The sequence below is a fragment of the Pseudomonas sp. NPDC086278 genome (genome assembly GCF_050280905.1).
Taxonomy (GTDB): domain Bacteria; phylum Pseudomonadota; class Gammaproteobacteria; order Pseudomonadales; family Pseudomonadaceae; genus Aquipseudomonas.
The window spans coordinates 20,182-42,495 of the sequence record NZ_JBNNWE010000001.1; the positions used below are offsets into that span (position 1 = coordinate 20,182).

18 protein-coding genes and 1 pseudogene are annotated in these 22,314 nt (G+C 60.3%); 8 read left to right on the forward strand and 11 right to left on the reverse strand.

Features of this window, described 5'->3' with window-relative positions; all coding sequences use genetic code 11:
* Window positions 1-8: 8 nt before the first annotated feature.
* On the forward strand, window positions 9-1,088 hold the full coding sequence (locus tag ACQKP4_RS00095) for a putative urea ABC transporter substrate-binding protein (protein ID WP_427629245.1): 1,080 nt from the start codon (window positions 9-11) through the stop codon (window positions 1,086-1,088).
* Between the two features lie 42 nt (window positions 1,089-1,130).
* On the opposite strand, the gene ACQKP4_RS00100 is transcribed toward ACQKP4_RS00095, so the two are convergent.
* Window positions 1,131-4,670, reverse strand: coding sequence for a hypothetical protein (locus ACQKP4_RS00100; RefSeq protein ID WP_427629247.1), 3,540 nt, complete (start codon window positions 4,668-4,670; stop codon window positions 1,131-1,133).
* Between the two features lie 245 nt (window positions 4,671-4,915).
* On the opposite strand from ACQKP4_RS00100, the gene ACQKP4_RS00105 reads away from it, so the two are divergent.
* On the forward strand, window positions 4,916-5,848 hold the full coding sequence (locus ACQKP4_RS00105; RefSeq protein WP_427629249.1) for a GlxA family transcriptional regulator: 933 nt from the start codon (window positions 4,916-4,918) through the stop codon (window positions 5,846-5,848).
* Between the two features lie 103 nt (window positions 5,849-5,951).
* A complete protein-coding gene (locus ACQKP4_RS00110) occupies window positions 5,952-6,917 on the forward strand; it encodes a nitrilase-related carbon-nitrogen hydrolase (protein WP_427629251.1) in 966 nt (321 codons plus the stop codon).
* 65 nt (window positions 6,918-6,982) lie between these two features.
* Here the strand turns inward: ACQKP4_RS00110 and ACQKP4_RS00115 are convergent, their stop codons facing one another.
* Window positions 6,983-7,681 (reverse strand): dienelactone hydrolase family protein, encoded by a 699-nt coding sequence (locus tag ACQKP4_RS00115; RefSeq protein ID WP_427629253.1) that lies wholly within the window; start codon window positions 7,679-7,681, stop codon window positions 6,983-6,985.
* Between the two features lie 55 nt (window positions 7,682-7,736).
* On the reverse strand, window positions 7,737-8,252 hold the full coding sequence (locus ACQKP4_RS00120) for a DoxX family protein (protein ID WP_427629255.1): 516 nt from the start codon (window positions 8,250-8,252) through the stop codon (window positions 7,737-7,739).
* A 337-nt stretch (window positions 8,253-8,589) separates the two neighbouring features.
* Between ACQKP4_RS00120 and glsB the strand changes: the two genes are divergently transcribed.
* From glsB to ACQKP4_RS00140, 4 genes and pseudogenes are all read left to right on the forward strand, one after another.
* Window positions 8,590-9,498 carry a glutaminase B gene (gene glsB, locus ACQKP4_RS00125; protein WP_427629256.1) on the forward strand — a complete coding sequence of 303 codons (909 nt, stop codon included), beginning with the start codon at window positions 8,590-8,592 and terminating at the stop codon, window positions 9,496-9,498.
* A 312-nt stretch (window positions 9,499-9,810) separates the two neighbouring features.
* A pseudogene (locus ACQKP4_RS00130) lies at window positions 9,811-10,257 on the forward strand (methyl-accepting chemotaxis protein); the annotation flags it as partial.
* A 39-nt stretch (window positions 10,258-10,296) separates the two neighbouring features.
* Entirely contained in the window at window positions 10,297-10,674 is a 378-nt protein-coding gene (locus ACQKP4_RS00135; protein ID WP_427629487.1) for a CZB domain-containing protein, read from the forward strand.
* A 74-nt stretch (window positions 10,675-10,748) separates the two neighbouring features.
* Window positions 10,749-12,251 carry an aldehyde dehydrogenase family protein gene (locus ACQKP4_RS00140; RefSeq protein ID WP_427629258.1) on the forward strand — a complete coding sequence of 501 codons (1,503 nt, stop codon included), beginning with the start codon at window positions 10,749-10,751 and terminating at the stop codon, window positions 12,249-12,251.
* Between the two features lie 153 nt (window positions 12,252-12,404).
* Here ACQKP4_RS00140 and ACQKP4_RS00145 read toward each other — a convergent pair whose 3' ends face one another.
* From ACQKP4_RS00145 to ACQKP4_RS00165, 5 genes are all read right to left on the reverse strand, one after another.
* Complete coding sequence (locus ACQKP4_RS00145) at window positions 12,405-12,707, reverse strand: hypothetical protein (RefSeq protein ID WP_427629260.1); 303 nt, start codon at window positions 12,705-12,707, stop codon at window positions 12,405-12,407.
* Window positions 12,708-12,849: 142 nt separating this feature from the next.
* Window positions 12,850-13,179, reverse strand: coding sequence for a hypothetical protein (locus ACQKP4_RS00150; RefSeq protein WP_427629262.1), 330 nt, complete (start codon window positions 13,177-13,179; stop codon window positions 12,850-12,852).
* Between the two features lie 519 nt (window positions 13,180-13,698).
* Window positions 13,699-14,202, reverse strand: coding sequence for a GNAT family N-acetyltransferase (locus ACQKP4_RS00155; protein ID WP_427629264.1), 504 nt, complete (start codon window positions 14,200-14,202; stop codon window positions 13,699-13,701).
* A gap of 50 nt (window positions 14,203-14,252) precedes the next feature.
* The gene (locus ACQKP4_RS00160) at window positions 14,253-14,882 is read right to left on the reverse strand and encodes a glutathione S-transferase family protein (RefSeq protein ID WP_427629266.1); all 630 of its coding nucleotides are present in this window, start codon (window positions 14,880-14,882) and stop codon (window positions 14,253-14,255) included.
* A 115-nt stretch (window positions 14,883-14,997) separates the two neighbouring features.
* Window positions 14,998-16,947 (reverse strand): DNA topoisomerase III, encoded by a 1,950-nt coding sequence (locus tag ACQKP4_RS00165; RefSeq protein WP_427629268.1) that lies wholly within the window; start codon window positions 16,945-16,947, stop codon window positions 14,998-15,000.
* A gap of 258 nt (window positions 16,948-17,205) precedes the next feature.
* Between ACQKP4_RS00165 and ACQKP4_RS00170 the strand changes: the two genes are divergently transcribed.
* Window positions 17,206-17,574 (forward strand): DUF427 domain-containing protein, encoded by a 369-nt coding sequence (locus ACQKP4_RS00170; RefSeq protein ID WP_427629270.1) that lies wholly within the window; start codon window positions 17,206-17,208, stop codon window positions 17,572-17,574.
* Window positions 17,575-17,627: 53 nt separating this feature from the next.
* On the opposite strand, the gene lldD is transcribed toward ACQKP4_RS00170, so the two are convergent.
* The 3 genes from lldD to ACQKP4_RS00185 form a co-directional block, all read right to left on the reverse strand.
* A complete protein-coding gene (gene lldD, locus ACQKP4_RS00175) occupies window positions 17,628-18,770 on the reverse strand; it encodes an FMN-dependent L-lactate dehydrogenase LldD (protein WP_427629272.1) in 1,143 nt (380 codons plus the stop codon).
* 105 nt (window positions 18,771-18,875) lie between these two features.
* Entirely contained in the window at window positions 18,876-20,498 is a 1,623-nt protein-coding gene (locus tag ACQKP4_RS00180) for an MFS transporter (RefSeq protein ID WP_427629274.1), read from the reverse strand.
* Between the two features lie 72 nt (window positions 20,499-20,570).
* Window positions 20,571-22,298 carry a GMC family oxidoreductase gene (locus ACQKP4_RS00185; protein ID WP_427629276.1) on the reverse strand — a complete coding sequence of 576 codons (1,728 nt, stop codon included), beginning with the start codon at window positions 22,296-22,298 and terminating at the stop codon, window positions 20,571-20,573.
* Window positions 22,299-22,314 lie beyond the last annotated feature (16 nt).

Below are 22,314 nucleotides of genomic sequence, written 5' to 3' on the forward strand. Positions count from 1 at the left end.
AGGTTTCCATGAAGGCATTTTCGTGCGTGTTTTACCGTATCGCAGCGGTGTTGCTGGCCGTTTTCTGTCTCGCGTCCGGCGCTTCGGCGGCCGAGAAGAAACAGGAGTTCAAAGTCGCCTGGTCGATCTATTCCGGCTGGATGCCGTGGGGCTATGCCAGTGAGCACGGGATCATCGATAAATGGGCGAAGAAGTACGGGATCAAGATCGAGTTGGTGCAGCTCAACGATTACATCGAGTCGATCAACCAATACGCTGCCGGTGCGTTCGATGCCTGCGGCATGACCAACATGGATGCCCTGACCATCCCGAGTGCCAACGGGGTCGACACCACCGGGCTGATCCTCGGTGACTACTCCAACGGCAACGACGCCATCGTGCTCAAACACGGCAAGACCTTCGCCGACATCAAGGGCCAGCAGGTCAATTTGGTGGAGCTGTCGGTCTCTGATTACCTGATGTCCCGCGCCCTGGACATTCACGGCTTGTCGCAGCGTGACATCAAGATCATGAACACCTCGGATGCCGACGCGGTGGCCTCGTTCACCACGCCCGGCGTGACCGCCGCCGCGTTGTGGAATCCGCAACTGAGCATGGTGATGAAGCAGTCGCCGACGGCGGTTCAAGTCTTCACCTCCAAGGAAATCCCGGGCGAGATCATCGACATGATGGCGGTGAACACCGAGACCCTGAAAGCCAACCCGGAGCTGGGCAAGGCGTTGGTCGGCGCCTGGTTCGAGACGCTGCAATTGATGTCCGGTGACAACGGCCAAGCCATTGCCGCACGGACCTCGATGGCGGAACGTTCCGGCACCGACCTTAAAGGCTACGAGGAACAACTGACCCAAACCATGCTGTTTTACACGCCGACCACCGCGTTCGCGTTCGCCAACTCCGACGCCATCCGCCACACCATGGACAAGGTCCGCACCTTCTCCTTCGCCAAAGGCCTGCTCGGTCAGGCAGCGACCAGCGCCGATGCCGTGGGCATGCAGTTCGCCGATGGCTCGACGCTGGGTGACGCGAACAACATCAAGCTCCGGTTCGACACGCGGTTCGTGAACATGGCGATGGCTAACCAGCTCTGATCGGGGAGCTACGCATGGGCGTTCGACCGAACGCCCATGGGCTTAGAACTTCGCGTAGTTCAAGGCGTCGACAATCGCCGAACCGCCGATCCCGGTCAGTGAAAGCAGGAGCGCCCTGATCAGCGGGTCTTCGGAATAGCGGGAAAAAGAGCCGGTGTTCAACGTCGCGATGCGGTCGCGGATCATGCGGAATTTGTCGTAGTTCGGTGTCGTCTCCGGTGTCTTCAGCAGATAGGCATCGACGCGTCGCAAGGCAACGGTGCGCGCCTTTTCTGCGGCGCGGCGCAACGACAGCGCGGAGCCGAGCAAGATCAGCGCGGTCAGCAGGAAGGTAATGACGATGCTCGGCGGTGTCGGCCAGTTATCGAACAGACTGCTGCGCGACGCCAGCAGGATCAGCATCACTACAGTGGGTGCGTAGATGAGGCGATTGACGGCTGACGTGCGCTTGGCAATCAGTTGCACATCCACCCATTCATCGATGCAGGGATGTTTAAGCACGCCGAAAATTTCCTTGTGCTCCAACTGCAGGCTGCCGGGCCAGATCGCATAGTGCGCGCTCAAGTGGCGAATGAATCGTGTCAGTAGCAGATTGGCGTCCACCACCCAGAACACCAGCAGTTGAAACAGCAGGGTGGGCACCAGCCAGCTCGTCCTCCAGATATCCGATTCGCCGCGTACGGGGATACCCTCCATGGGCCAGACGACAAAGAGCACGCTGGTGACCACCAGGAAAACCCAGGTGGCCAGCAACGCCCGCAGCATCCGCGCACCGAACGAGCCGCAGATGCAGTGCTCGCCCCAGAAGCGCGCGATGGAGATCATCTTGCGACCGTCCATGCAACTCGCCTGGGCCGACGTGCCACGCTTCAACCAGTCTTCATTGGCATTGAGCAGCGGAAAAAAAATCTGCATCAGCCGTTGCCCCAGTTCGTTGCTCCAGCGACGAAAGTTCCAGTCTTTCCCTTCACGGTGAAAACGCTGGATCTGCCCCCACAGACTCATCTGATACCGGCGCATGTGCAGGCGCAGGTGGTAGGAGGCTTCGATCTCGTCCCGGTTGACGCGCAGGTTGCGCCACCCCCAGGCCAGCGCTGCAACGCAGATCAGCGCCGCCAGCAGGCGCAGCGCCACGGTTGGCCAGGCGCTGATCCCTTCAAACAGAAACATCGGCTCACCCAGGCCGTTGTCCGTCAAGTCGCTGCGCATTTGATACGCCAGCATCAATGCAAGGATAAAGAACACCAACGGGACCACGACATACCACGCCGACGCGGTCGGCAAGACTTTCAGGTCGCTGCCGGTTTTGCCATCGGTGCGCGCCAGTTGCCGGTCGGATCGGCGGATGAAATTCGACGAGGCAATGCCCAGCAGGATCATCGCGAACGTGATCCAGAAAAACTCCACGCGCCAGAAACGCGTGGCGATGTAGGCGCACAGCACGGCCACCATGTACAACGTCATCGGTATGCCGCGTACCCAGTCCAGCGCCGATTCGCGTTTGCTGTCCTGCGGGTTTTGCAGAAGCCTGGACGTTGGCGGGACCGCTTGAGGGATTTCTATTCGCCGCCAGACGATGAATGCCGCGATCAACAGCAGCGTGAAGGTCAGTGGCCCGGCCCAGAAGAATGATTGCATGTTCCGGAATTGTTCCCGTGCCGATGGCGAAGCCTCAGGGTAGGGCGGTGGCGAGGGATCCTGCAGGCAGCGCAGTGCCATGAGGTCGTGTGGACGCACACCCCGATCAGACCGCGACAGCAGCGTCGGGGCTTCGCAGTTGGCGGGACGCGATTCGGTGAGCTTGCTGGCCAGGGGAATAAAGCCGCTGATGCCCACCTCGTAGATGCCGGGTGAGAGCATTTCGGATTTCGAGTAGTCGAATTTTGCGCGCTTGGCGTCGAAGGACTGCGGCGCCAGCGCGGCCAGCACCGAGACAAACACCGAGGTTTGCAGGCTGTCGCGAAACGGCGGTACGTCCTGTTGCAAGGCGCGCGTCAGCGTCAGTCCGTAGGGCGCGGCCAACACCAGGTTGCGTGTCGTTTCGGCCTGGCCACGTTGCAACATCCGTGCGTCGAGATCAGTGGAAAAGTACACCTTGTACGGCAGCCGGCTTTTCAGCGCCTGCAACACCAACAGTTTGTCGTAGGCATCCACGCCCAGGATGCCGATGGCGCCAATGCCGCTTTCACCGTTTCGTCGATACCTCGCGTCCTCGCTGGCGATGTGGTCGGCCAGGCGTCGCAAGTAATCGAGTTGAGAGTTGCCGTCGGCCTTTTCCAGCGGACTGAGGTCGATCTTGTTCGCGTCGGCTTTGTTTTTGCCGGTATCGACCGTTGCCGATTTGTCACTGCTGGCGGCTTCCTCTGGCAGACGGCCGTCCAGGCCGCGCAAATAGCTGAAGCGCAGGATCCACTGGTTGACCACTGCTTTTTCCTTGTCGTCGCGCAAATTGGCGTCGTCGACCACCTGGGCCTTGAAGCTTTCGATCAGCGCGCGGCTGTAAAAACTGTCCCATTCCGAGATCAGCGCGACGCGGTCGGCCCGCGGAAAACCGGACTCTGTGCACGTCGACCCGACCCGCTGCAAGCTGCCTTTGTTGCAACGCAGCCCGGTTGCCGGATCGACGTGGCGCAGTTTCAGTTCTTCCAGGAGTAATTGCATCATCGTGCCGTCGTCGCTGACGGTGCGCAGCAACTTCATTCGTTTGCGGTCGGGAAGCGATGAGGAGAGGGTTTTCAAGCCGCGTTCCAGGGTCTGGTTGTCGGCCGTGGCCAAGGGCGAGTAAATCTCGATATTGGCTTTTGCCCCCCCATGGCTCTCTTCCTTGAACATGTCCCGCAGCACCGTTGAAGTGGCGGGGCCGATGACTTTCAACTCGGCATCGTCGGCATCGTCGGCGCGCTCAGGGCAATCACCGGGGGTGCACCCCGAGTGCAGTTGGGTGTTCAAAGTCTTGTTCAATCGATCGAGCATCTTCAGAGGCTCGGTATTCAGCGCGTCCTGTTTCAACCACAACACCAGGGTTCGACGGGGAAGCCCTGTGGTGTTTTCCACATTTAGCGGTGGATCGAGTGGGTTATCGACAAACGTTTCATAGGGGATGTCGATGAAGTTGGTTTTTGTTGGCAGGTCAGTGGAAAGATCGCCGGCAAGTTTCAGGCACTGTATGAATTGCTCTTGGTCGGGCACCCGGTTGGAGTTCTTGAAACCCGCCAGCAAGGCATATCGAATCCGTCGCCGCCGTTCAACTTCATCGGCATAAGGGCCACCCTCAACGAGCGCCACCATGATGTCTGGAGTGTCTTCATTCGGATGCTGCACGATGGCTGAGCCGCACAGTTGGTCGGCCTGATCGCTCTTACTGTCGACGAGTTTCTTGCGATAGCGCTCCAGCGCATCAAAAGGGTCTTGCCATAACCGCGCCTCGATAGGCAATTGCGCTTGAAACTGCGCGCCAATCGGTCGTGGTTCGAGAAAAGGTTCGCGGGTCAGTGCGAATGTCGATATCACGAGGCTGAGAATGACTGCACTACCTGGCAACCAGAATGCGAGGTTGGCGCCTGAGTCCTTATTGTTATCCATGGCCTTTCCCTCGAATGGCCGTCGATCAGAAGTTAGTTATAGACCCAAATAACAAGTGTGTTGGAGTTCAATGCTTAGTTATTTGATTGGCTGTTGTTATTGCAGCGGTAAGTTGTAACGCGGGTAAGACACAATCCGCCAATGATATTAACCGTTGATCTTGCCATTCTTTAAAACAGGGCGCGTTGGCGTAGAGTGGCTTGAAAATCGTCATGACACCTTTTCGGCCATAGCAGAGGCAACCCGTGCATCACATCGGACTTATCGTTTACCCCGGCTTCCAGGTCCTCGGCCTTGCGATGTGCGCCACGTTCGAGTTGGCCAACAGCGTTGCCGAGGAACCGGTGTACCGCATTTTCTTGTTGTCCGAGCACGGCGGCACGGTGCAGACCTCCGCCGGGTTCGGCGTGGAAACCACGGCGTTCGACCAGCGCCCGTTCGACACGCTGCTGGTGATGGGGGATAACCTGATCCGACCGGTTTCACCGGGCCTGGTGGCGTTTCTGCGCAACGCCAGCCAGAGCACCCGGCGTGTGGGTTCGATTTGTACCGGCGCGATTGCCTTGGCCGAAGCCGGTTTGCTGGATGGTCGGCGGGCGACCACGCATTGGTGCCACGCCCCGGCGTTGCAGCGGGCGTATCCCAAGGTCAACGTCGAAGAAGACCGCATCTTCATCAATGACGGCAACGTCTGGACGGCTGCCGGCATGAGCGCGTGCGTCGATCTGGCCCTGGCGTTGGTGGAAAAGGATTGCGGCGCCGAAGTGGCGCGCAATGTCGCCCGGCAACTGGTGGTGTATCACCGGCGTGCGGGCGGCCAGTCGCAGTTTTCGGTGATGCTGGCCCTCGAACCGAAAACCGACCGTATCCAGGCCGCGCTGACCTACGCCAAACAACACCTGAAATCGGCGTTGTCGGTGGAAGAGCTGGCCGGCGCCGCCAACCTCAGCCCTCGGCAGTTCAGCCGGGTGTTCCATGCCGAAACCGGACAATCACCGGCCAAAGCGATCGAAAACCTGCGGGTAGAGGCCGCGCGGCTGATGATGGAGACCGGTCGGCATTCGATAGATGTGGTCGCCACCGACACCGGTTTTGGTGACCGTGAGCGCATGCGCCGGGCGTTTATCCGCGCGTTCGGCCAGCCGCCGCAGGTGATTCAGCGCGCCAATCGAGCGTAGAAGGCGTATGTCCTAAAAGGTGGTGTATTCGGCATTTGAGACAAAATATGATTGGCGTAATCTTTATCTCGTCGAAGCCCAATCCCTCAATGAGATCACCGCCATGACCATCGTCAAAGCCGCTGCCGTTCAAATCGCCCCTGTGCTCTACAGCCGTGAAGGCACGGTAGAAAAGGTCGTTAACAAGATTCGCGAACTCGGGGAAAAGGGCGTGCAGTTTGCCGTTTTCCCGGAAACCATCGTGCCGTACTACCCCTACTTTTCTTTTGTGCAGAGTCCGTTCGAAATGGGTTCCGAGCACTACAAATTGCTCGATCAAGCCGTGGTTGTGCCGTCGGCGACCACCGAGGCCATCGGTCAAGCCGCCAAAGACGCGAATATGGTGGTGTCGATCGGCGTCAACGAGCGCGATGGCAGCACCCTCTACAACACGCAGTTACTGTTTGATGCCGACGGCACGCTGATTCAGGCCCGGCGCAAGATTTCACCGACGTATCACGAACGGATGATCTGGGGCATGGGCGATGGGTCCGGCCTGCGCGCCACCGACAGCGCGGTCGGCCGTATCGGCCAACTGGCTTGCTGGGAACATTACAACCCGTTGGCGCGTTACGCCTTGATCGAAGACGGCGAACAGATTCACGCCTCGATGTACCCAGGCTCGTTCGCCGGTGATTTGTTCACCCGCCAGATGGAAGTCAGCATCCGCATGCACGCCCTGGAATCAGCTTGCTTCGTGGTCAACTCGACCGCCTGGCTGTACCCGGAACAGCAGGCCCAGATCATGGCCGCCACCGGTTGCGACATTGGCCCGATCTCCGGCGGTTGCTACACCGCGATCATCGACCCGCAGGGTGAAGTCGTCGGCGCATTGACCGAAGGCGAGGGTGAAGTGATTGCCGACATCGACCTGTTCCAGATCGAAATCCGTAAACGTCAGATGGACGGCCGTGGCCACTACAGCCGCCCGGAAATCCTCAGCCTGAACATCGACCGCACGCCGCATCGCCACGTGCATGAGCGCAACTCGCAGCCGAAACTGGCCGTGACCGATCCATCGCAAGCGTAATCCTGTCGACGCTACACACAAAAAAGGCACCTGGTTCAGGTGCCTTTTTTTGCGTGGACGGGGCCTTACAGCTCCATGCCCAGGAAGATCAACGTATTGCCATGGGCCTCTGCCGCCGCGCGCTGGTTGTAGCTTTCGCGGTGGGAGCAGTTGAAACCGTGTTGGGCTTCCGGGTACACGACTATTTCCACGTTGTCGTTGGTGTCGAAACGTTCGGCGATTTTCTCCACGTCTTCCAGCGAAATGTGGCTGTCCTGTTCACCGAAGTGCATCAGCAGCGGCACCTGGATCTCGTCGGCGCGGTCGAGATGGTTCTGGATGCCGCCGCCGTAATAGGCGATGGCCACTTCCACCAGGCCGTTGGCGGCCGTGAGGTAGGACAGCAAGCCGCCGAAGCAATAGCCGATGGAGGCGATGCCGCCGTCCAGGCCCGGTTGAGCGTCGAGCGCGTCGATGGCCAGTTTGATATCGGCCTGGGCCTTGGTGATGTCGGTGGCGTTCATCAACTCGACGGCGCGTTTCCAGCCGGCTTCGTCGTAAGTCAGTTCGATGCGATGGCCGCTGCGCCAGAACAGGTCCGGCACGATCACCAGATACCCGTCGGCGGCGTATTGTTCGGCGACGGAACGGATGTGCTCGTTGACGCCGAAGATCTCCTGGATCAGTACGATCCCCGGGCCTTTCTGGGTGTGCGGAATGGCCAGGTAGGCGCCGAATTTACCTTCGTCGCTGTCGATTTCGATCCATTGGGTGGTCACGCTCATGGTGGCTCCTGTCTACGCAAGTGAGGTGGAAGGTGAAGGTTGCCACGGTAGCATTTCAGCGGTTGTTGCGGCGCCAGAAAAATTGGCCCAGCCATGCATCAAGGCTCAACTTGCCGGCACCCGAGAGCAACAGCGGCACCAGCGCGGCGAGGTAGATCAGCGGCAGTTTGAAATTACCGTGGCCCTTGTTGCTGATGGCATAACCCTGGGCAAGTTCACTCAATGTAGACCAATCGGCCGGCCAGTGAACGGCAGCGGTGGCGACCACCGTGACCACGATCAGCACGATGGCCGACAGCCGCGTGCCCAGGCCGATGAGGATGGCGAGGGCACAAATCAGCTCGGCCCACATCGACAGCTCCCAGTTCAGCGTGGCTGGCACATGGTTGAAGGGAAACGGAAAGCGGTCCTGGATGTCGGCGAACCAGTTTTCACCCTGCCATTTCTCCAGGCCCGACTCGAAAAACTCCCAGGCGATAAACAACCGCAAGGTCATGGGCGCGAGCCAGTTGCCGGCGCGGTCGAGGTTCAGGTGCAGGCTTTTCAGCGCCGATGAGAACGCAATGTTCATGGTGTGGATCTCCGATCAGTCAGTGGGCTGGACAGGCACAGTTGACCCGGCGGGTGTATCGGCGATGTGTCATGGGTGCGCCGGTTGATGGGTCTATTGTGTCGGGGAGGCTTCGGTACACACACCGATACACATCCAACACCAATCAAAGTGTGGGAGCGGGCTTGCTCGCGAAAGCGGTGTGTCATTAGCCATCAGTGTCGGCTGATACGCCGCTTTCGCGAGCAAGCCCGCTCCCACAAGGCCGCTGGTTTCAGCAATCTGTGATTCGCCGGCGGCCAGCGGCGTCTAGCGTCAGTGCCCCGCAATCCCATGGGGCGAGACTTCGGAAGCCCGCATGCAAGCGCTGTTGAACGAGATCCTTGACGCTGTCCGGCCGCTGATCGGTCAGGGCAAGGTGGCTGACTACATTCCGGCCCTCGGCACAGTGCCGGCCAATCAGTTGGGCATTGCCGTGTACGGCAACGACGGCGAGTTGTTCTGCGCCGGCGATGCCCAGACGCCGTTCTCGGTGCAGAGCATTTCCAAGGTGTTCAGCCTGGTGCAGGCCATCGACCACTCCGGCGAAGCCATCTGGGAGCGTCTTGGCCATGAACCGTCCGGCCAGCCGTTCAACTCGCTGGTGCAACTGGAGTTCGAGCGCGGCCGCCCGCGCAACCCGTTCATCAACGCCGGCGCGCTAGTGATCTGTGACATCAACCAGTCACGCTTCGCCGCGCCGGCGTTGTCGATGCGCGATTTTGTCCGCCGACTGTCCGGCAACCCGCAAGTCATGGTGGACGGCAAGGTCGCCGAATCCGAATACCAGCACCGTGCGCGCAACGCGGCGATGGCCTACCTGATGCAATCGTTCGGCAACTTCCACAACGACGTCGAAGCGGTGTTGCGCAGCTATTTCAGCCACTGCGCACTGCGCATGAACTGCATCGACCTGGCCCGCGCGTTCTGCTTCCTGGCCAACGACGGCTTCTGCAAACACAGCGGCGAGCAGATCCTCACCGCACGCCAGACCCAGCAGGTCAACTCGATCATGGCCACCAGCGGCCTGTATGACGAAGCCGGCAACTTCGCCTATCGTGTCGGCTTGCCGGGCAAGAGCGGCGTAGGCGGCGGGATTGTCGCGGTGGTGCCGGGGCAATTTACCGTGTGCGTCTGGTCTCCGGAATTGAACGCGGCGGGCAACTCGCTGGCGGGCATGGCGGCGCTGGAACTGCTGAGCCAGCGGATTGGCTGGTCGGTGTTCTGACAGTGGTCTGCCAGACTTTCGTCCGATTGGAGCTTTAACCCGGCGCCGCAGATTCGTATCTTCCGCGCTTTGACGCACTGCGTCGGGCTTGGTCGGGGGATGGGGATGAAATTGATATGGCGCAGGAAAACCCGCGAGCACGCCGCCGCGCCGCCAGCCTTGGTCGCCAGCGCGCCGGTGGCAACCGTTGCGAACGACGCGTTGCTGGCGACCCGTCACGCGGAGTTGCGCGAGCGTGACTTTTACCGTGGCCTGGCGCAGCACTTGCTGACCTGCGGCAAATCGATTTCGCCGGTCAGCGACGCATTTTCGATGCTCAACCAGCGCCTCAAGCGTAATCACCAACGAGCGGAAACCGTCGCTCGCGCGGCCATCGACAACCGTGAGCAGGTCAGCCATCTGCAGGAACAATCGCGAGTCATGGCGGCGGGGCTGGACGCGCTGGAAGACGTCATCACTCACCTGGTCGGACGCGCCAGTGAAATTGACCGCATCGTCGACCTGATCAGCGACATCGCCCGCAAGACCAACCTGTTGGCGCTCAATGCGGCCATCGAGGCCGCGCGCGCGGGCGACACCGGGCGCGGCTTTGCGGTGGTGGCCGGGGAAGTGCGGCTACTAGCCGAAAAGACCGCCGAAGCCACCCGGGAAATCGTCAAGGAAACTTCGGCCATCCAGCAGGAAATCGGTAACGCCAAACAGGCCATTTCGCAACAGAGCCAGGTGTCCAGTGCGTTCGGTGCGGTGATCGACAAAACCGCCGACGCCATGGCCGGCATGTACGGCGAAGCACAGCAGATGCAGCGCGACATCGACCAGTCGCACCTGTTGTCCAACGTTGAACTGGCCAACCTGCAAGAGCTGACGTTGAAAGTCACCGTGTATGACCGCTTGCTGAACCCCAAACCCCATTCACCCCTGACGCTGCCGGATGAAACCGAGTGCCTGTTCGGCCAGTGGTACTACGCAGAGCAGAACCAGAGCCGCCAGCGCGACGCCGATTTTCGCCGCATGGAGGTGCCGCATCGCCTTGTGCACAGCAACGGCCAGGCCGCGCTGGAGGCGCATGCCAAGGGCGAGCTGGAAGCGGCGCTGGTGCACGTCGGCCAGATGGAGGAGGCGAATGCGACGGTGATGCGCACGGTCAAAGGGCTATTGCAGGCGCGCGTGCAATAGCCGGCCTGGCGCGTGACGCTCCAGGGAAATTGCTATACATTTTCCGGCCGCCCACTGCATGGTGAAACCGCTTCATGTCTCTTGCGCTCGAACGTCTAGTCGCTGGCACGCCGATCCCTTTTGCCGGTAACCGTGTCACTGTCGTCAGCCCCGAACTGGCCGAGCGCTTTCAGCCCGGAGACCATCTGCTGGTAGAGCAGGTCAGCGGCGAATTGTTGCTGATTCCGGTGGCGGATCAGCACGCGGCAGCGGTTGCCATCGAGCGCGCTGAAGCGGCGTTCACCGCGATGTCCGCTGTCTCGGATCAGGCGATCAGCGCGTTCTTCGATCACTTTGCCCAACGCCTGGAAAACCCTGATTGCTGGGCGTTGATCGAGGCGGCGAACCTGGCCGATATCGAGCGCGCCAGATTGCGCGGGCGCTCCACCACGCGGTTGCTGGCCGATGAGCGCATGCGCCGCGACATGATCGCCGGCCTGCGAGCCTGGCGCGATGCGCTGGCGACTCGCGGCAAAGTGATCAGTTGCGTCGAGCACGAGGGCTGGAAAGTCGAACAAGTGGTCTCGCCGTTGGGCATTGTCGCGTTCGTCTTCGAAGGTCGGCCGAATGTGTTCGCCGACGCTGCCGGCGTGCTGCGTACCGGTAACACGGCGGTGTTGCGCATTGGCAGCGATGCGTTAGGCACTGCGCAAGCCATCGTCACCCATGCCTTGAATCCGGCACTGAGCGACGCGGGATTGCCGGCGGGCGCGGTGTCGCTGGTGGAAAGCGTCAATCACGCTGCCGGTTGGGCAATGTTCGCCGACCGGCGCCTGTCGCTGGCCGTGGCGCGCGGTTCGGGCCGCGCGGTCAGCCAACTCGGCAGCATCGCCCAACAAGCGGGTACGGCCGTCAGCCTGCACGGCACCGGTGGCGCCTGGCTGGTCGCCGACAAGGACGCCGACGCTACGCGTTTCGCCGCCGTGGTGCGCCACTCGCTGGACCGCAAGGTCTGCAACACCTTGAACGTTTGCCTGATCCAGCGCGAGCGCGCCGCCGAACTGGTGCCGTTGTTCCTCGATGCATTGCAACAGGCCGGCACCGCGCGGGGCCAGGGCTGCAAATTGCACATCGTCGAAGGCAGCGAACAGTGGTTGCCGAGCGAATGGCAAACCGCGAGCGTCGAGGTGTATCGAGCCGGCGGCTATCAAACCGAAGCGTTGGCCGAGCCGCTGGCCGAAGCTCAGCTGGGTCGGGAGTGGGAATGGGAAGAAACCCCGGAAGTCAGCCTGAAGATTGTCGATGACCTGGACAGCGCCATCGCCTTGTTCAATCGCTACAGCCCGCAGTTCACCGTGTCGTTGATCAGTGAAAAGGCGGAGGCTCATGAGCGCTTCTATAACGCCGTAAACGCGCCATTCGTGGGCAACGGGATAACCCGTTGGGTCGACGGACAATACGCGCTGAACAAACCGGAACTGGGCCTTTCGAACTGGGAAAGCGGCCGGTTGTTTGCCCGCAGCGCAATTCTCTCGGGTGACGGCGTGTTCACTGTTCGCAGCCGCATGACGCAGACCGATCTCGCCGTCAAACGCTGAGTCTTGAGCATCAGCGGCTGCCGCGAGCGGGTTGCAGGGAAAGGCGCCGACGCGAGGCGCTGCGTTGCTTCGACGCAAGACAACTGCCACTGCGCGGCGTCGGTGGCGTTTATGGATTAAATGTTGGGGACAACCGCGCCTTGCTCGGTGCCGTCAGTCATCCACGGATTGGCAGACGCCTTTGCTGCCCTTGCTGGTCGCGGTGACGGTAAGGGAGTCGTCCTCTTTGACGCTGATCGCGAGCGTCACGCCCGGGCCTTTGGCTTCGAAGGTGCGATCATCGATGGCTTTTGTTTCAGCTTCTTTGCCGTTGATCGTTACCGGGCCTTCCTGATCCGCATGTGCGATAACTTTTCCGGGACAGTCGACATCAAATGAAGGCAGGTTGGGAATGCTGTCTGCCTGGGCGGCGCCCACCATGCTCAACAACAGCAACAATGTCAGAGTATTTTTCATCGAACGGCTCCATTGCCCAAAAATGAATACGGATAACAATAGCTTCATTTGCCGCACAGAAGACAAACAAAAAAAGGCCCCGCTCGGTTAAACGAGCGGGGCCTTTTTAGTGTTGAACGATGGGTTAAACCCTTTCGGAATATCAGTAGAGGCGATCAATCACCCGAACTTCATTCTGATTCTGCAACGAGGCCCAGGCCTGTTTCAGCGTTTGCAGAACATTGCCGATGAAGTCCTTGTCGGCGGCAGCTTTCTTGCCGACATAACCCTGGCCGCGACGATACATCTTCAGGCGGGCCAGCAGGTTCTGGTGGTTCTGGTCGAACTCGGCTTCATGAGCATGCGGCGACAGGCAATCGATATGAACCTGGCCCGATTTGCTGATCCACAGAATGTGGCTGTCGTGGCTGTCTTTTTGCGCGGCGAACAGGTGAGCCAGTTCATCGACAGTAGGTTGATTGTTCAGATTCATAATGTGCCCCTTGACCATTTGGTGATCTTTCAAAGTTGGTTCGCTAATACAAGTAGCCCATCGGTTAGTTGATCCCTGGCACCGAAACCAGGACGTCAGCGGTCGGCCATCGAATTCGACGGGGTCTCGCGTCTGTTGCATGTAGTCGTGTTGAATAACTGCTACGCGTTAGCGTCACAACGAAGAGAAGCGGCGAAAACCTGGAGGCCACTGCCGACTTTTCAGGGTCGGCCACAAGCTTCATGAGGATTGATCGCCAGCGCTTCTCGTCCTTGTACTGGACGTTCGGGCCAGGTCAGCTTCTTCAATCTGCCTTGTGGGCAGCGTGTATCCGGGAAAAACAGCTCGGCGGTCAGACGAGCTTGCTCAAACATGTTGCTGTACTCCCGATCGGGGAGATGTCTGCATCATGCAAGGGCAAATCGAAGGCGTCAACCGTTATGTAGTGATTATTTTTAGTCACTACATATTGTCGGACAAAGCCGTTTGGAATTAAAAATGGGGATCGAAACGCGCCAGTCAGGACGATGGCGGCCAGCAATGAAAGCGGTAGAAGGTGCAGGGATATCCGTCTACCGAGCGTTGATGCAGGCTGAAATTAGCGCCGACGAATTCGGGAATTACCTTGGCCCAGAACAACCGTGCAGGCGGATTCGCGTCGACGTGGAAAATTTGCCATTGACCGGGGAATCGGCTCAAGAGGGTAGAAACGACAAACCTCGCGACACCTTGGCCACGAAAGCGGCGGCTGACGAACAAGTAGCCGATGTTGTACTCGGCGCCGTCAAGGTGCGTGACGTCGTCGACGGTGACGAAACCGGCAAGCTCGTCCTTCACGCGGATCAGAAACGCTCGTGTCCCGGGGCTGCGCCAGTAATCGGGCGATGGCCGAATATTGAAGAAACCATGCTCGGCGAGTGGCAGCGGCAGCCACTCACTGAAGTCGTACGTGTAGAACTGCATCAGGTTTTCGAGAGTGTCCAGATCGTCGCGGTGAGCGACGTGCAGTTCTACCGAGGGCATGCTGGGTTCGCTCCGGGTCGCAGGGCCGTCCGTGGCCCCTCAGGCATCACTCAGTGAGGTGCGAAGTCGTATTTCCCACCTTTTTTCAACGCGGCGATGTAAGCCGGGCGTGCCTGGAAGCGTTGAATCCATGCCGCTACGTGAGGGTAGCTGGCCAGCTTGCCCTGGGCTCGGGCGATTTCGCCAATGAAGCTCATCTGGATGTCGGCGGCGCTGAACTCATCACCGAGCAGGTAATCGGACTGGCTCAGCGCGTGGTCAAGGTAGGCGAGGTAGTTTGCCACTTCCGACTGGATGCGCGGTTGCAGCGGCGCACCGGCTTCACCCAGCCGCCCGACATACAGGTTCAACATCAGTGGCAGCATCGCCGAGCCTTCCGCGAAGTGCAGCCACTGCACGTACTCGTCGTAGGCAGCGGTGGACGGATCAGGTTGCAGCCGACCCTGGCCATGGCGGCGAATCAGGTAGTCGATGATGGCGGCGGACTCGATCAACGTCTGCGCGCCGTCTTCAATTACCGGCGATTTGCCCAAGGCGTTGATTGCTTTCAATTCGGGTGGTGCGAGGTTGGTTTTAGGGTCGCGCTGATAGAGTTTCAGTTCGTACGGGATGGCCAGTTCTTCCAGCAGCCAGAGAATCCGCTGGGAGCGGGAGTTGTTCAGGTGGTGCACGATAATCATGATCAAAATTCCTGTAGCGGCTTTCGACTGGAGCGAGGCAGCGATGGCTGTTCAGATAAAGGGCCGTCGCCGGGCTTGAAGAACACTAGACCATTGAGGTCCAGGCGAAGTGCCCTCAGACGTTGCTGGCCGGTTTAGCCGTGCGTTTGGCACTGGCGGCGGGTTTGCGTTGGGCGGGCTTGCGTTTGTTCTTCCAGGGTTTGGCGCCACGCCCGGCGGGGCTGGCGGGGCCGCTGATGGTCAGGTTCAAACCGGCGCAACGAGCGATGTGCTTGCTCATCCATGCGGCCTGTCTGGTGACGAACTCTTCCAGGCTCATTTCCCCGCTTTGCACCATGTCCAGCGCCTGCTCCCAGATGGCGGTGGTGCCGGGATCGGCGATGGCACGTGGCACGGCATCGATCAGGCTGAACGCTGCGGGCGTTGCTCCCAGGGCTTTGCCGTTCTTGATCAGGTAACCCCGGTCGAGCAGGCCTTGAATGATCGATGCACGGGTGGCTTCGGTGCCGATGCCGGTGGTGTCCTTGAGCTTTTGCTTGAGCAATGGGTCTTGCACTAGCTTGGCGACGTTTTTCATCGCCTTGATCAAGTCGCCTTCGGTGAATGGCTTTGGCGGTTGGGTCCAGAGGTCTTTGAGCTTTACGTCCGCCACCGTGCAGTCACGGCCTTCGGCCAGCCTGGGCAGCGTTTGCGGCGCCGGTGCTTCGCGGCCCTTGGCCGGGGCAAGGGCTTCAGGAAGGGCGCGCTTCCAGCCCGGCTCGATAATCTGCTTGCCGACGGCACGCAGCGCTTCACCGGCGCAGTCGAAGTCCACCTGGGTCCGGTCATATTCATGAGTGGGCAGGAACTGCGCGAGATAACGCGCGCGAATCAACGTGTAGACCGCTCTTTGCTTGCCCGCCAACCGGTCGAGGTTTTTCGTCGCTGCGGTCGGAATGATGCCGTGGTGCGCCGTGACCTTGGCGTCGTTCCACGCCCTTGAACGCTGCTTGGGGTCCAGGAATTCATTCAACGCGTCGAGGGACGGATCGGCTTGGCGCAACGCGGCGAGGATGCTCGACGCTTCGCTGTGCTGACTCAACGGCAGGAAGCCGCAATCGCTGCGCGGGTAGGTGATGACCTTGTGGGTTTCGTAGAGGGCCTGGGCAATGTCGAGGGTTTCCTGGGCGCCGAGCCCCAGCTTCTTCGAACAGATTTCCTGGAGGGTGCCCAGATCGAAGGGGAGCGGGGCCACTTCGCGCATGCGTTCGGTGCGCAACTTGATCACCCGTGCGATCGACGCGCCACGCATGGCCTCGGCCGCGTCCTGCGCCGTTGCCTGATTCAGGCAACGCTCCTGGTCATCGCAAGCATCCGCGGGCGCGCGCCATTGTGCGGTGAACGCGGTGCCCTCGCTCAGCAGTTGCACGTCGATGGCCCAATAGGCAACCGGCACAAAGTCGGCAATGCTTCGATCCCGATCCACCACCAGCCGCAAGGTTGGCGTCTGCACCCGACCCACCGGCAACACGCCTTGATAACCCGACTGTCGTCCCAGCAAAGTGAACAGCCGGCTCATGTTCATGCCGATCAACCAGTCGGCCCGCGAGCGTCCCAGCGCCGAATGATAGAGGCTGAAGGTCTCGGCCCCCGGCTTGAGCGCCGCCAATGCCTTGCGGATCGATGCGTCATCCAGCGCCGACAGCCACAATCGGCGGATCGGGCCACGATAACGGCAATGCTCCACCAACTCACGGGCGATCATTTCGCCCTCACGGTCGGCGTCGGTGGCGATCACCAGTTCATCGGCCTCGCCCAGCAAGCGTTTTACCGCTTTGTACTGGCTGGCGGTGCGCGGTTTGACCGTCATCTTCCATTTGTCCGGGATGATCGGCAGGTCCGTCAGCACCCAGCGCTTGTAACGGGCGTCATAGGCATCCGGCGGGGCGGTTTCCAGCAGATGGCCGATGCACCAGGTCACCGTGACGTCCGTCCCCAGCCAGCAGCCGTCCCCCCGGCGCCTGGCGCCGAGCACTGCTGCAATGTCTTTGGCCTGGGAAGGTTTTTCACAGAGGTACAACTGCATAGCCACCATCGTTCATCAAGTGCGCAAGAGGTGCACAGAATGGCCGGAGCAGCGCAATGGAGCAACCTTTATCTGTATGGATGTACAGCAAAAGCTGTTGCGGATGTTTGCAAGCCCGTTCAGCTGTAGAGCCGTCATCAATGCAAAATCTGCGTTATACCTGATAGTTCGTGGTCTCGGTTTTCGGGACCGCTGCGCGACCCATCGCGGGCAAGCCACGCTCCCACCGGTCTATCACTGTCATGAGGAACGTATTCCATGAAAAGCTCAGGTCCCAGTCCTGTCATTACCATCGCAGAGCAACCGGGCTTCCTGCTGGTGAAGTTCCACGGTATTCAAGTCGCTGCGTCTTCACACGCGTTGATACTGCTGGAGGCCAATTACCCGCCGGTGTATTACGTGCCGCGTGAGGACATCGACGAAAAATACTTTGCCCGTACCGACCACACGAGCTACTGCCCGTACAAGGGCGATGCCAGTTATTTCAGCCTGCAGGTTCCGGGACACGAAGGTGCCAATGCCGTGTGGAGTTATGAAAATCCCAAGGTCTCGGTCGAACAGATTAAGAACCACGTGGCTTTTTATCCGGATCAAGTGAAGTTCGAGATCATTGAAGAAGTGGTCTGACCCCAGCCAGAACGCCGCGCAATGACGCGGCGTTGTTCATGGCGGCTGTTGGTTCAGCCGAGTGCCTTGACCAGCGTCGATTCATCAATCTGACCAATCGACGTCACCCCGGTCAGCGTCATCGCCACGCGCATTTCCCTGGCGAAAATGTCCAGCATGTTTTCCACCCCGCGCTGGCCATCGGCGGCCAGTGCGTAGGCCATCGACCGCCCGAGCAACACGCCTTTCGCGCCCAGCGCCAGCATCCGCACCACATCGAGGCCCGAGCGAATCCCCGAGTCGACCAGCACGGTCAAATCGTTGCCCACCGCCTGCATGATCGGCGGCAGGGCCTTGGCCGTGGAAAGCACGCCGTCCAGCTGCCGTCCGCCGTGGTTCGACACCACAATCCCGTCCGCGCCAAAGCTCACAGCGTCTTTTGCATCCTGCGGGTCGAGAATGCCCTTGATGATCATCGGGCCTTTCCAGAACTCACGAATCCACTCCAGATCGCTCCAGCTGATCGACGGGTCGAAGTTATTGGCCAGCCAGCCCATGTAATCTTCGAGGGTCACGGCTTTGCCCAGGTACCTGGTGATATTGCCCAGATCGTGCGGGCGGCCCATGAGACCGACGTTGAATGCCCAGTCGGGTTTGGTCATGGCCTGCAGCATCCGCCGCGACGACGCAAAAGGCCCGGACATGCCCGAGTGCGCATCCCGATAGCGGGCACCGGGCGTGGGCATGTCGACGGTAAATACCAGGTTTTTGACCCCGGCGGCCTGCGCACGCTCAAGGGCGTTTTTCATGAAGCCCCGGTCTTTCAGCACGTACAGCTGAAACCAGATGGATTGCCCGGTCTGGCTTGTAACTTCCTCGATCGAACACACCGACACGGTGGAGAGACACAGCGGGATGCCCTTCTTTTCCGCCGCTTTGACCGCCTGCACTTCGCCACGGCGGGCGAACATGCCCGTCAGGCCGACCGGCGCCAGTATCACGGGCATTGAAAGCGGCTGATCGAAGAGGGTGGTTTCCAGACTCAGGGTTTCGACGTTTTTCAGAATCCGCTGGCGCAGGCTGATGCCCGCCAGATCGGCGCTGTTGGCTCGCAACGTATGCTCTGCATAAGCGCCGCCGTCGATGTAATCAAACAGAAACCGGGGGAGTTTGCGCCGTGCCGCTTCGCGATAGTCAGATGCCGATGAAATGATCATGGTGCGCTGGTGCCTCGTTCTGGTCAGTGGCGGGGCTGCTGGGTGCTGTGCCTCAGGTTAACGAAAACGCCCCGCGTGTGCGGGGCGTTTTTTCGGCGGTGGCGATCAGTTTTTATCGAGGTCGACGTTTTTGGTCTCTCGCAGGCAGATCAATCCGACGATGAGGCTCACCCCGGTAATCACCACCGGGTACCACAGCCCATAGAAGATGTCCCCGGTGTACACCACCAACGCAAACGACACGGTCGGCAGGAATCCGCCAAACCAGCCATTGCCGATGTGGTACGGCAACGACATCGAGGTATAGCGGATGCGCGTCGGGAACAGTTCGACCATCAGCGCCGCCAGCGGGCCGTAGCACATGGCGGAGATGATGATCAGCGCGACAATCAGCGCGACGATCATCGGTTTGTTGATTTGTTGCATATCGGCCTGTGACGGGTAGCCCGCCAGAGTCACCGCGCCGCGCAGGGCCGCTTCGTCGAAGCCGTCGATTTTCACGTCGCCGACACTGACCTGCACGCCACTGCCGGCAGGGGCCGTTGCGCTGGAATAGGGCAGGCCCTGCTTCACCAGGAAGGTTTTGACCTTGTCGCAAGGGCTGTCGAATTTCGCCTTGCCCACCGGGTCGAACTGGAAGGTGCAGGTCGCCGGGTCGGCCATGACGGTGATCGGTGCCTGGCGGCTGGCCTGATCAATCGCCGGGTTGGCGTAGTGGGCCAGGGTTTTGAAAATCGGAAAGTACAGCGCGGTGGCCAGCAGCAGGCCGAGCATCAATACCGGTTTGCGCCCGACCTTGTCCGATAGCCAGCCGAAGAAGATGAAGAACGGCGCGCCAATTATCACGCTGACGATCAACAGACTGTTGGCCAGCGCCGGGTCCATTTTCAGGAACTGCGTGAGGAAGAACAGCACATAAAACTGCGCGGCATAAAAGGTCACCGCTTGCCCGGCGTTGATGCTGAACAGCGCGATCAGCACCACTTTGAGGTTTTCCCATTTGCCGAAGGAATCGCGCAGCGGCTGCTTGCAGAGCTTGCCTTCCTCTTTCATTTTCACGAAGGCCGGCGACTCGTGCAGGCTCATGCGAATCCAGGTCGAAATGCCCAGCAGCACGATGGAAAACAGAAACGGAATCCGCCAGCCCCAGACTTCAAACTGGTCACCGGTGAAGTAACGGCAACCGAGCACCACCAGCAACGACAGCAGCAGGCCGAGGGTGGCGGTGGATTGAATCCAGCTGGTATGGAAGCCGCGCTTGCCCATCGGCGCGTGCTCTGCCACGTACGTTGCGGCGCCGCCATATTCGCCGCCCAGGGCCAGGCCTTGAAGCATGCGCAGCACCACGAGGATGATCGGCGCGGCAATGCCGATGCTCGCGTAGGTCGGCAGCAATCCGACGCAGAACGTCGCCAGGCCCATCAGGATGATGGTGGCGAGGAAGGTGTATTTACGCCCGATCATGTCCCCCAACCGACCGAACACCAACGCGCCAAACGGCCGCACGATGAAGCCGGCAGCAAACGCCATCAGCGCAAAGATGAACGCCGTGGTGTCGTTGACCCCGGCGAAAAACTGCTTGCTGATCACCGCCGCGAGGGCGCCATAGAGGAAAAAGTCGTACCACTCGAACACCGTGCCGAGTGACGAGGCGAAGATGACTTTGCGGGTGTCATGGCCGACTTCGGCGCGACCCACAGTGTTCAGCGGCTGAACATGTTCTGACATATCGGTATCCCTCACAGTGATTGTTTTTGTTGTTCCACTGGTGTTGCGTGTCCGTGAATCAGTTGCAGAACCCTAGTGGGAAATGCGATCCCCCTGTGGGGGCGGGCTCGCTCGCGAAAGCGTCGGCTCAGCCGACATCTGCGTCGACTGACCGGACGCCTTCGCGAGCAAGCCCGCTCCCACAGGTGTGGCGTGTACAGAAGGATTAAGGATCAGCTGCGCCGCTTTCTCGGCAATCATCAGCGTAGGCGAACAAGTGTTGCCCGAGGTGATGCGCGGCATGATCGAGGCATCGGCGATGCGCAGGCCGGGAATCCCGTGGACTCTCAGGTGTGCATCGACCACCGCATCGCCATCGTTGCCCATCCGGCAGGTGCCGACCGGGTGGAAAATGGTGGTGCCGATTCGCGCGGCGGCTTCGTGCAACTCTTCTTCACTTTGCAAACGGTCGCCAGGCAAATACTCCACCGGTTTGAACGCTTGCAGGGCCCGCGCGGTGACGATGCGCCGGGTCAGGCGAATGGCATCCGCCGCAATACGCAAATCTTCTGGATGGCTCAAGTAGTTGGGTTGAATCAGCGGCGCTTCCTGTGGATTGGCCGAGCGAATCTCGATTCGGCCTCGGCTCTGCGGCCGCAAATCACACACCGACGCGGTGAACGCCGGGAAGGCGTGCAACGGCTCGCCAAAGCGCTCCAGCGACAACGGTTGCACGTGGTATTCGAGATTGGCTGAGGTCTGCTCAGGCCCCGAGCGGGCAAATGCGCCGAGCTGACTTGGCGCCATCGACAGCGGACCACTGCGGTCATAGAGGTAGCGCAGGCCCATGCCCATCTTGCCCCACACGCTGCCGGCGATCTGGTTCAGGGTACGGGCGTTTTCCAGTTTGTAGATCAGGCGCAGTTGCAGGTGATCCTGCAAATTGCCGCCGACACCCGGCAGTTCGTGAGCCACGCCAATGCCGAGTTTTTCCAGCAGCGGGCGAGGGCCGATGCCCGAACGCTGGAGAATGGTTGGCGAACCGACGGAGCCGGCGCAGAGCACAATTTCCTTGCGCGCCTTGAAGGTTTTCGCCTGGCCCTGATAACGCGTGACGACCGCCGAGGCGCGTCCGTTGTCCAGCAACACGCGATCGACTTCGACTTCGGTCAGTACCGTGAGATTAGGGCGATTACGGATCGGTTTGAGAAAAGCCTTGGCCGCGTTCCAGCGAATCCCGGCCTTTTGATTGACCTGAAAATAGCCGCAGCCTTCGTTGTCGCCCTGGTTGAAATCGTCAACGCTGGCGATGCCGCTTTGCTCGGCGGCCGTGCGGAACGCATCCAGAATCGGCCACGACAGGCGCTGGCGTTCGATCCGCCATTCACCGGCGGCGCCGTGAAATTGCGAATCGCCGGCAAAGTGGTTTTCGCTTTTCTTGAACAGCGGCAGCACGTCGTTCCAGCTCCAGCCCGGATTGCCGTCGGCCGCCCAGCCGTCATAGTCGCCGGCCTGGCCACGCATGTAGATCATGCCGTTGATGGACGAACAGCCACCCAGGACTTTGCCGCGCGGATAGCTCAGGGCGCGACCTTGCAGGCCCGATTGTGCTTCGGTCTTGAAGCACCAGTCGGTGCGCGGGTTGCCGATGCAGAACAGATAGCCGACGGGGATGTGAATCCACGCATAGTTATCGCGGCCGCCGGCTTCGAGCAGCAACACCCGGTGTTGCGCATTGGCCGACAGCCGATTGGCCAGCAAACACCCGGCCGGCCCGGCGCCGACCACGATGTAGTCGAATTCATCAAGGGCAGTGTGCATCCCTTACCTCTTATTG

Bases quoted from the DNA above. Each gene is read 5' to 3' on its own strand.
- ACQKP4_RS00095 (WP_427629245.1), top strand. From the start codon at position 9: ATGAAGGCATTTTCGTGCGTGTTTTACCGTATCGCAGCGGTGTTGCTG.
- ACQKP4_RS00115 (WP_427629253.1), bottom strand. From the start codon at position 7,681: ATGAGCGTGACCACCCAATGGATCGAAATCGACAGCGACGAAGGTAAA.
- ACQKP4_RS00150 (WP_427629262.1), bottom strand. From the start codon at position 13,179: ATGAATCTGAACAATCAACCTACTGTCGATGAACTGGCTCACCTGTTC.
- ACQKP4_RS00185 (WP_427629276.1), bottom strand. From the start codon at position 22,298: ATGCACACTGCCCTTGATGAATTCGACTACATCGTGGTCGGCGCCGGG.
- ACQKP4_RS00110 (WP_427629251.1), top strand. From the start codon at position 5,952: ATGACCATCGTCAAAGCCGCTGCCGTTCAAATCGCCCCTGTGCTCTAC.
- ACQKP4_RS00145 (WP_427629260.1), bottom strand. From the start codon at position 12,707: ATGAAAAATACTCTGACATTGTTGCTGTTGTTGAGCATGGTGGGCGCC.
- glsB (WP_427629256.1), top strand. From the start codon at position 8,590: ATGCAAGCGCTGTTGAACGAGATCCTTGACGCTGTCCGGCCGCTGATC.
- ACQKP4_RS00100 (WP_427629247.1), bottom strand. From the start codon at position 4,670: ATGGATAACAATAAGGACTCAGGCGCCAACCTCGCATTCTGGTTGCCA.
- ACQKP4_RS00120 (WP_427629255.1), bottom strand. From the start codon at position 8,252: ATGAACATTGCGTTCTCATCGGCGCTGAAAAGCCTGCACCTGAACCTC.
- ACQKP4_RS00170 (WP_427629270.1), top strand. From the start codon at position 17,206: ATGAAAAGCTCAGGTCCCAGTCCTGTCATTACCATCGCAGAGCAACCG.
- ACQKP4_RS00135 (WP_427629487.1), top strand. From the start codon at position 10,297: ATGCAGCGCGACATCGACCAGTCGCACCTGTTGTCCAACGTTGAACTG.
- ACQKP4_RS00155 (WP_427629264.1), bottom strand. From the start codon at position 14,202: ATGCCCTCGGTAGAACTGCACGTCGCTCACCGCGACGATCTGGACACT.
- ACQKP4_RS00140 (WP_427629258.1), top strand. From the start codon at position 10,749: ATGTCTCTTGCGCTCGAACGTCTAGTCGCTGGCACGCCGATCCCTTTT.
- ACQKP4_RS00165 (WP_427629268.1), bottom strand. From the start codon at position 16,947: ATGCAGTTGTACCTCTGTGAAAAACCTTCCCAGGCCAAAGACATTGCA.
- ACQKP4_RS00180 (WP_427629274.1), bottom strand. From the start codon at position 20,498: ATGTCAGAACATGTTCAGCCGCTGAACACTGTGGGTCGCGCCGAAGTC.
- ACQKP4_RS00160 (WP_427629266.1), bottom strand. From the start codon at position 14,882: ATGATTATCGTGCACCACCTGAACAACTCCCGCTCCCAGCGGATTCTC.
- lldD (WP_427629272.1), bottom strand. From the start codon at position 18,770: ATGATCATTTCATCGGCATCTGACTATCGCGAAGCGGCACGGCGCAAA.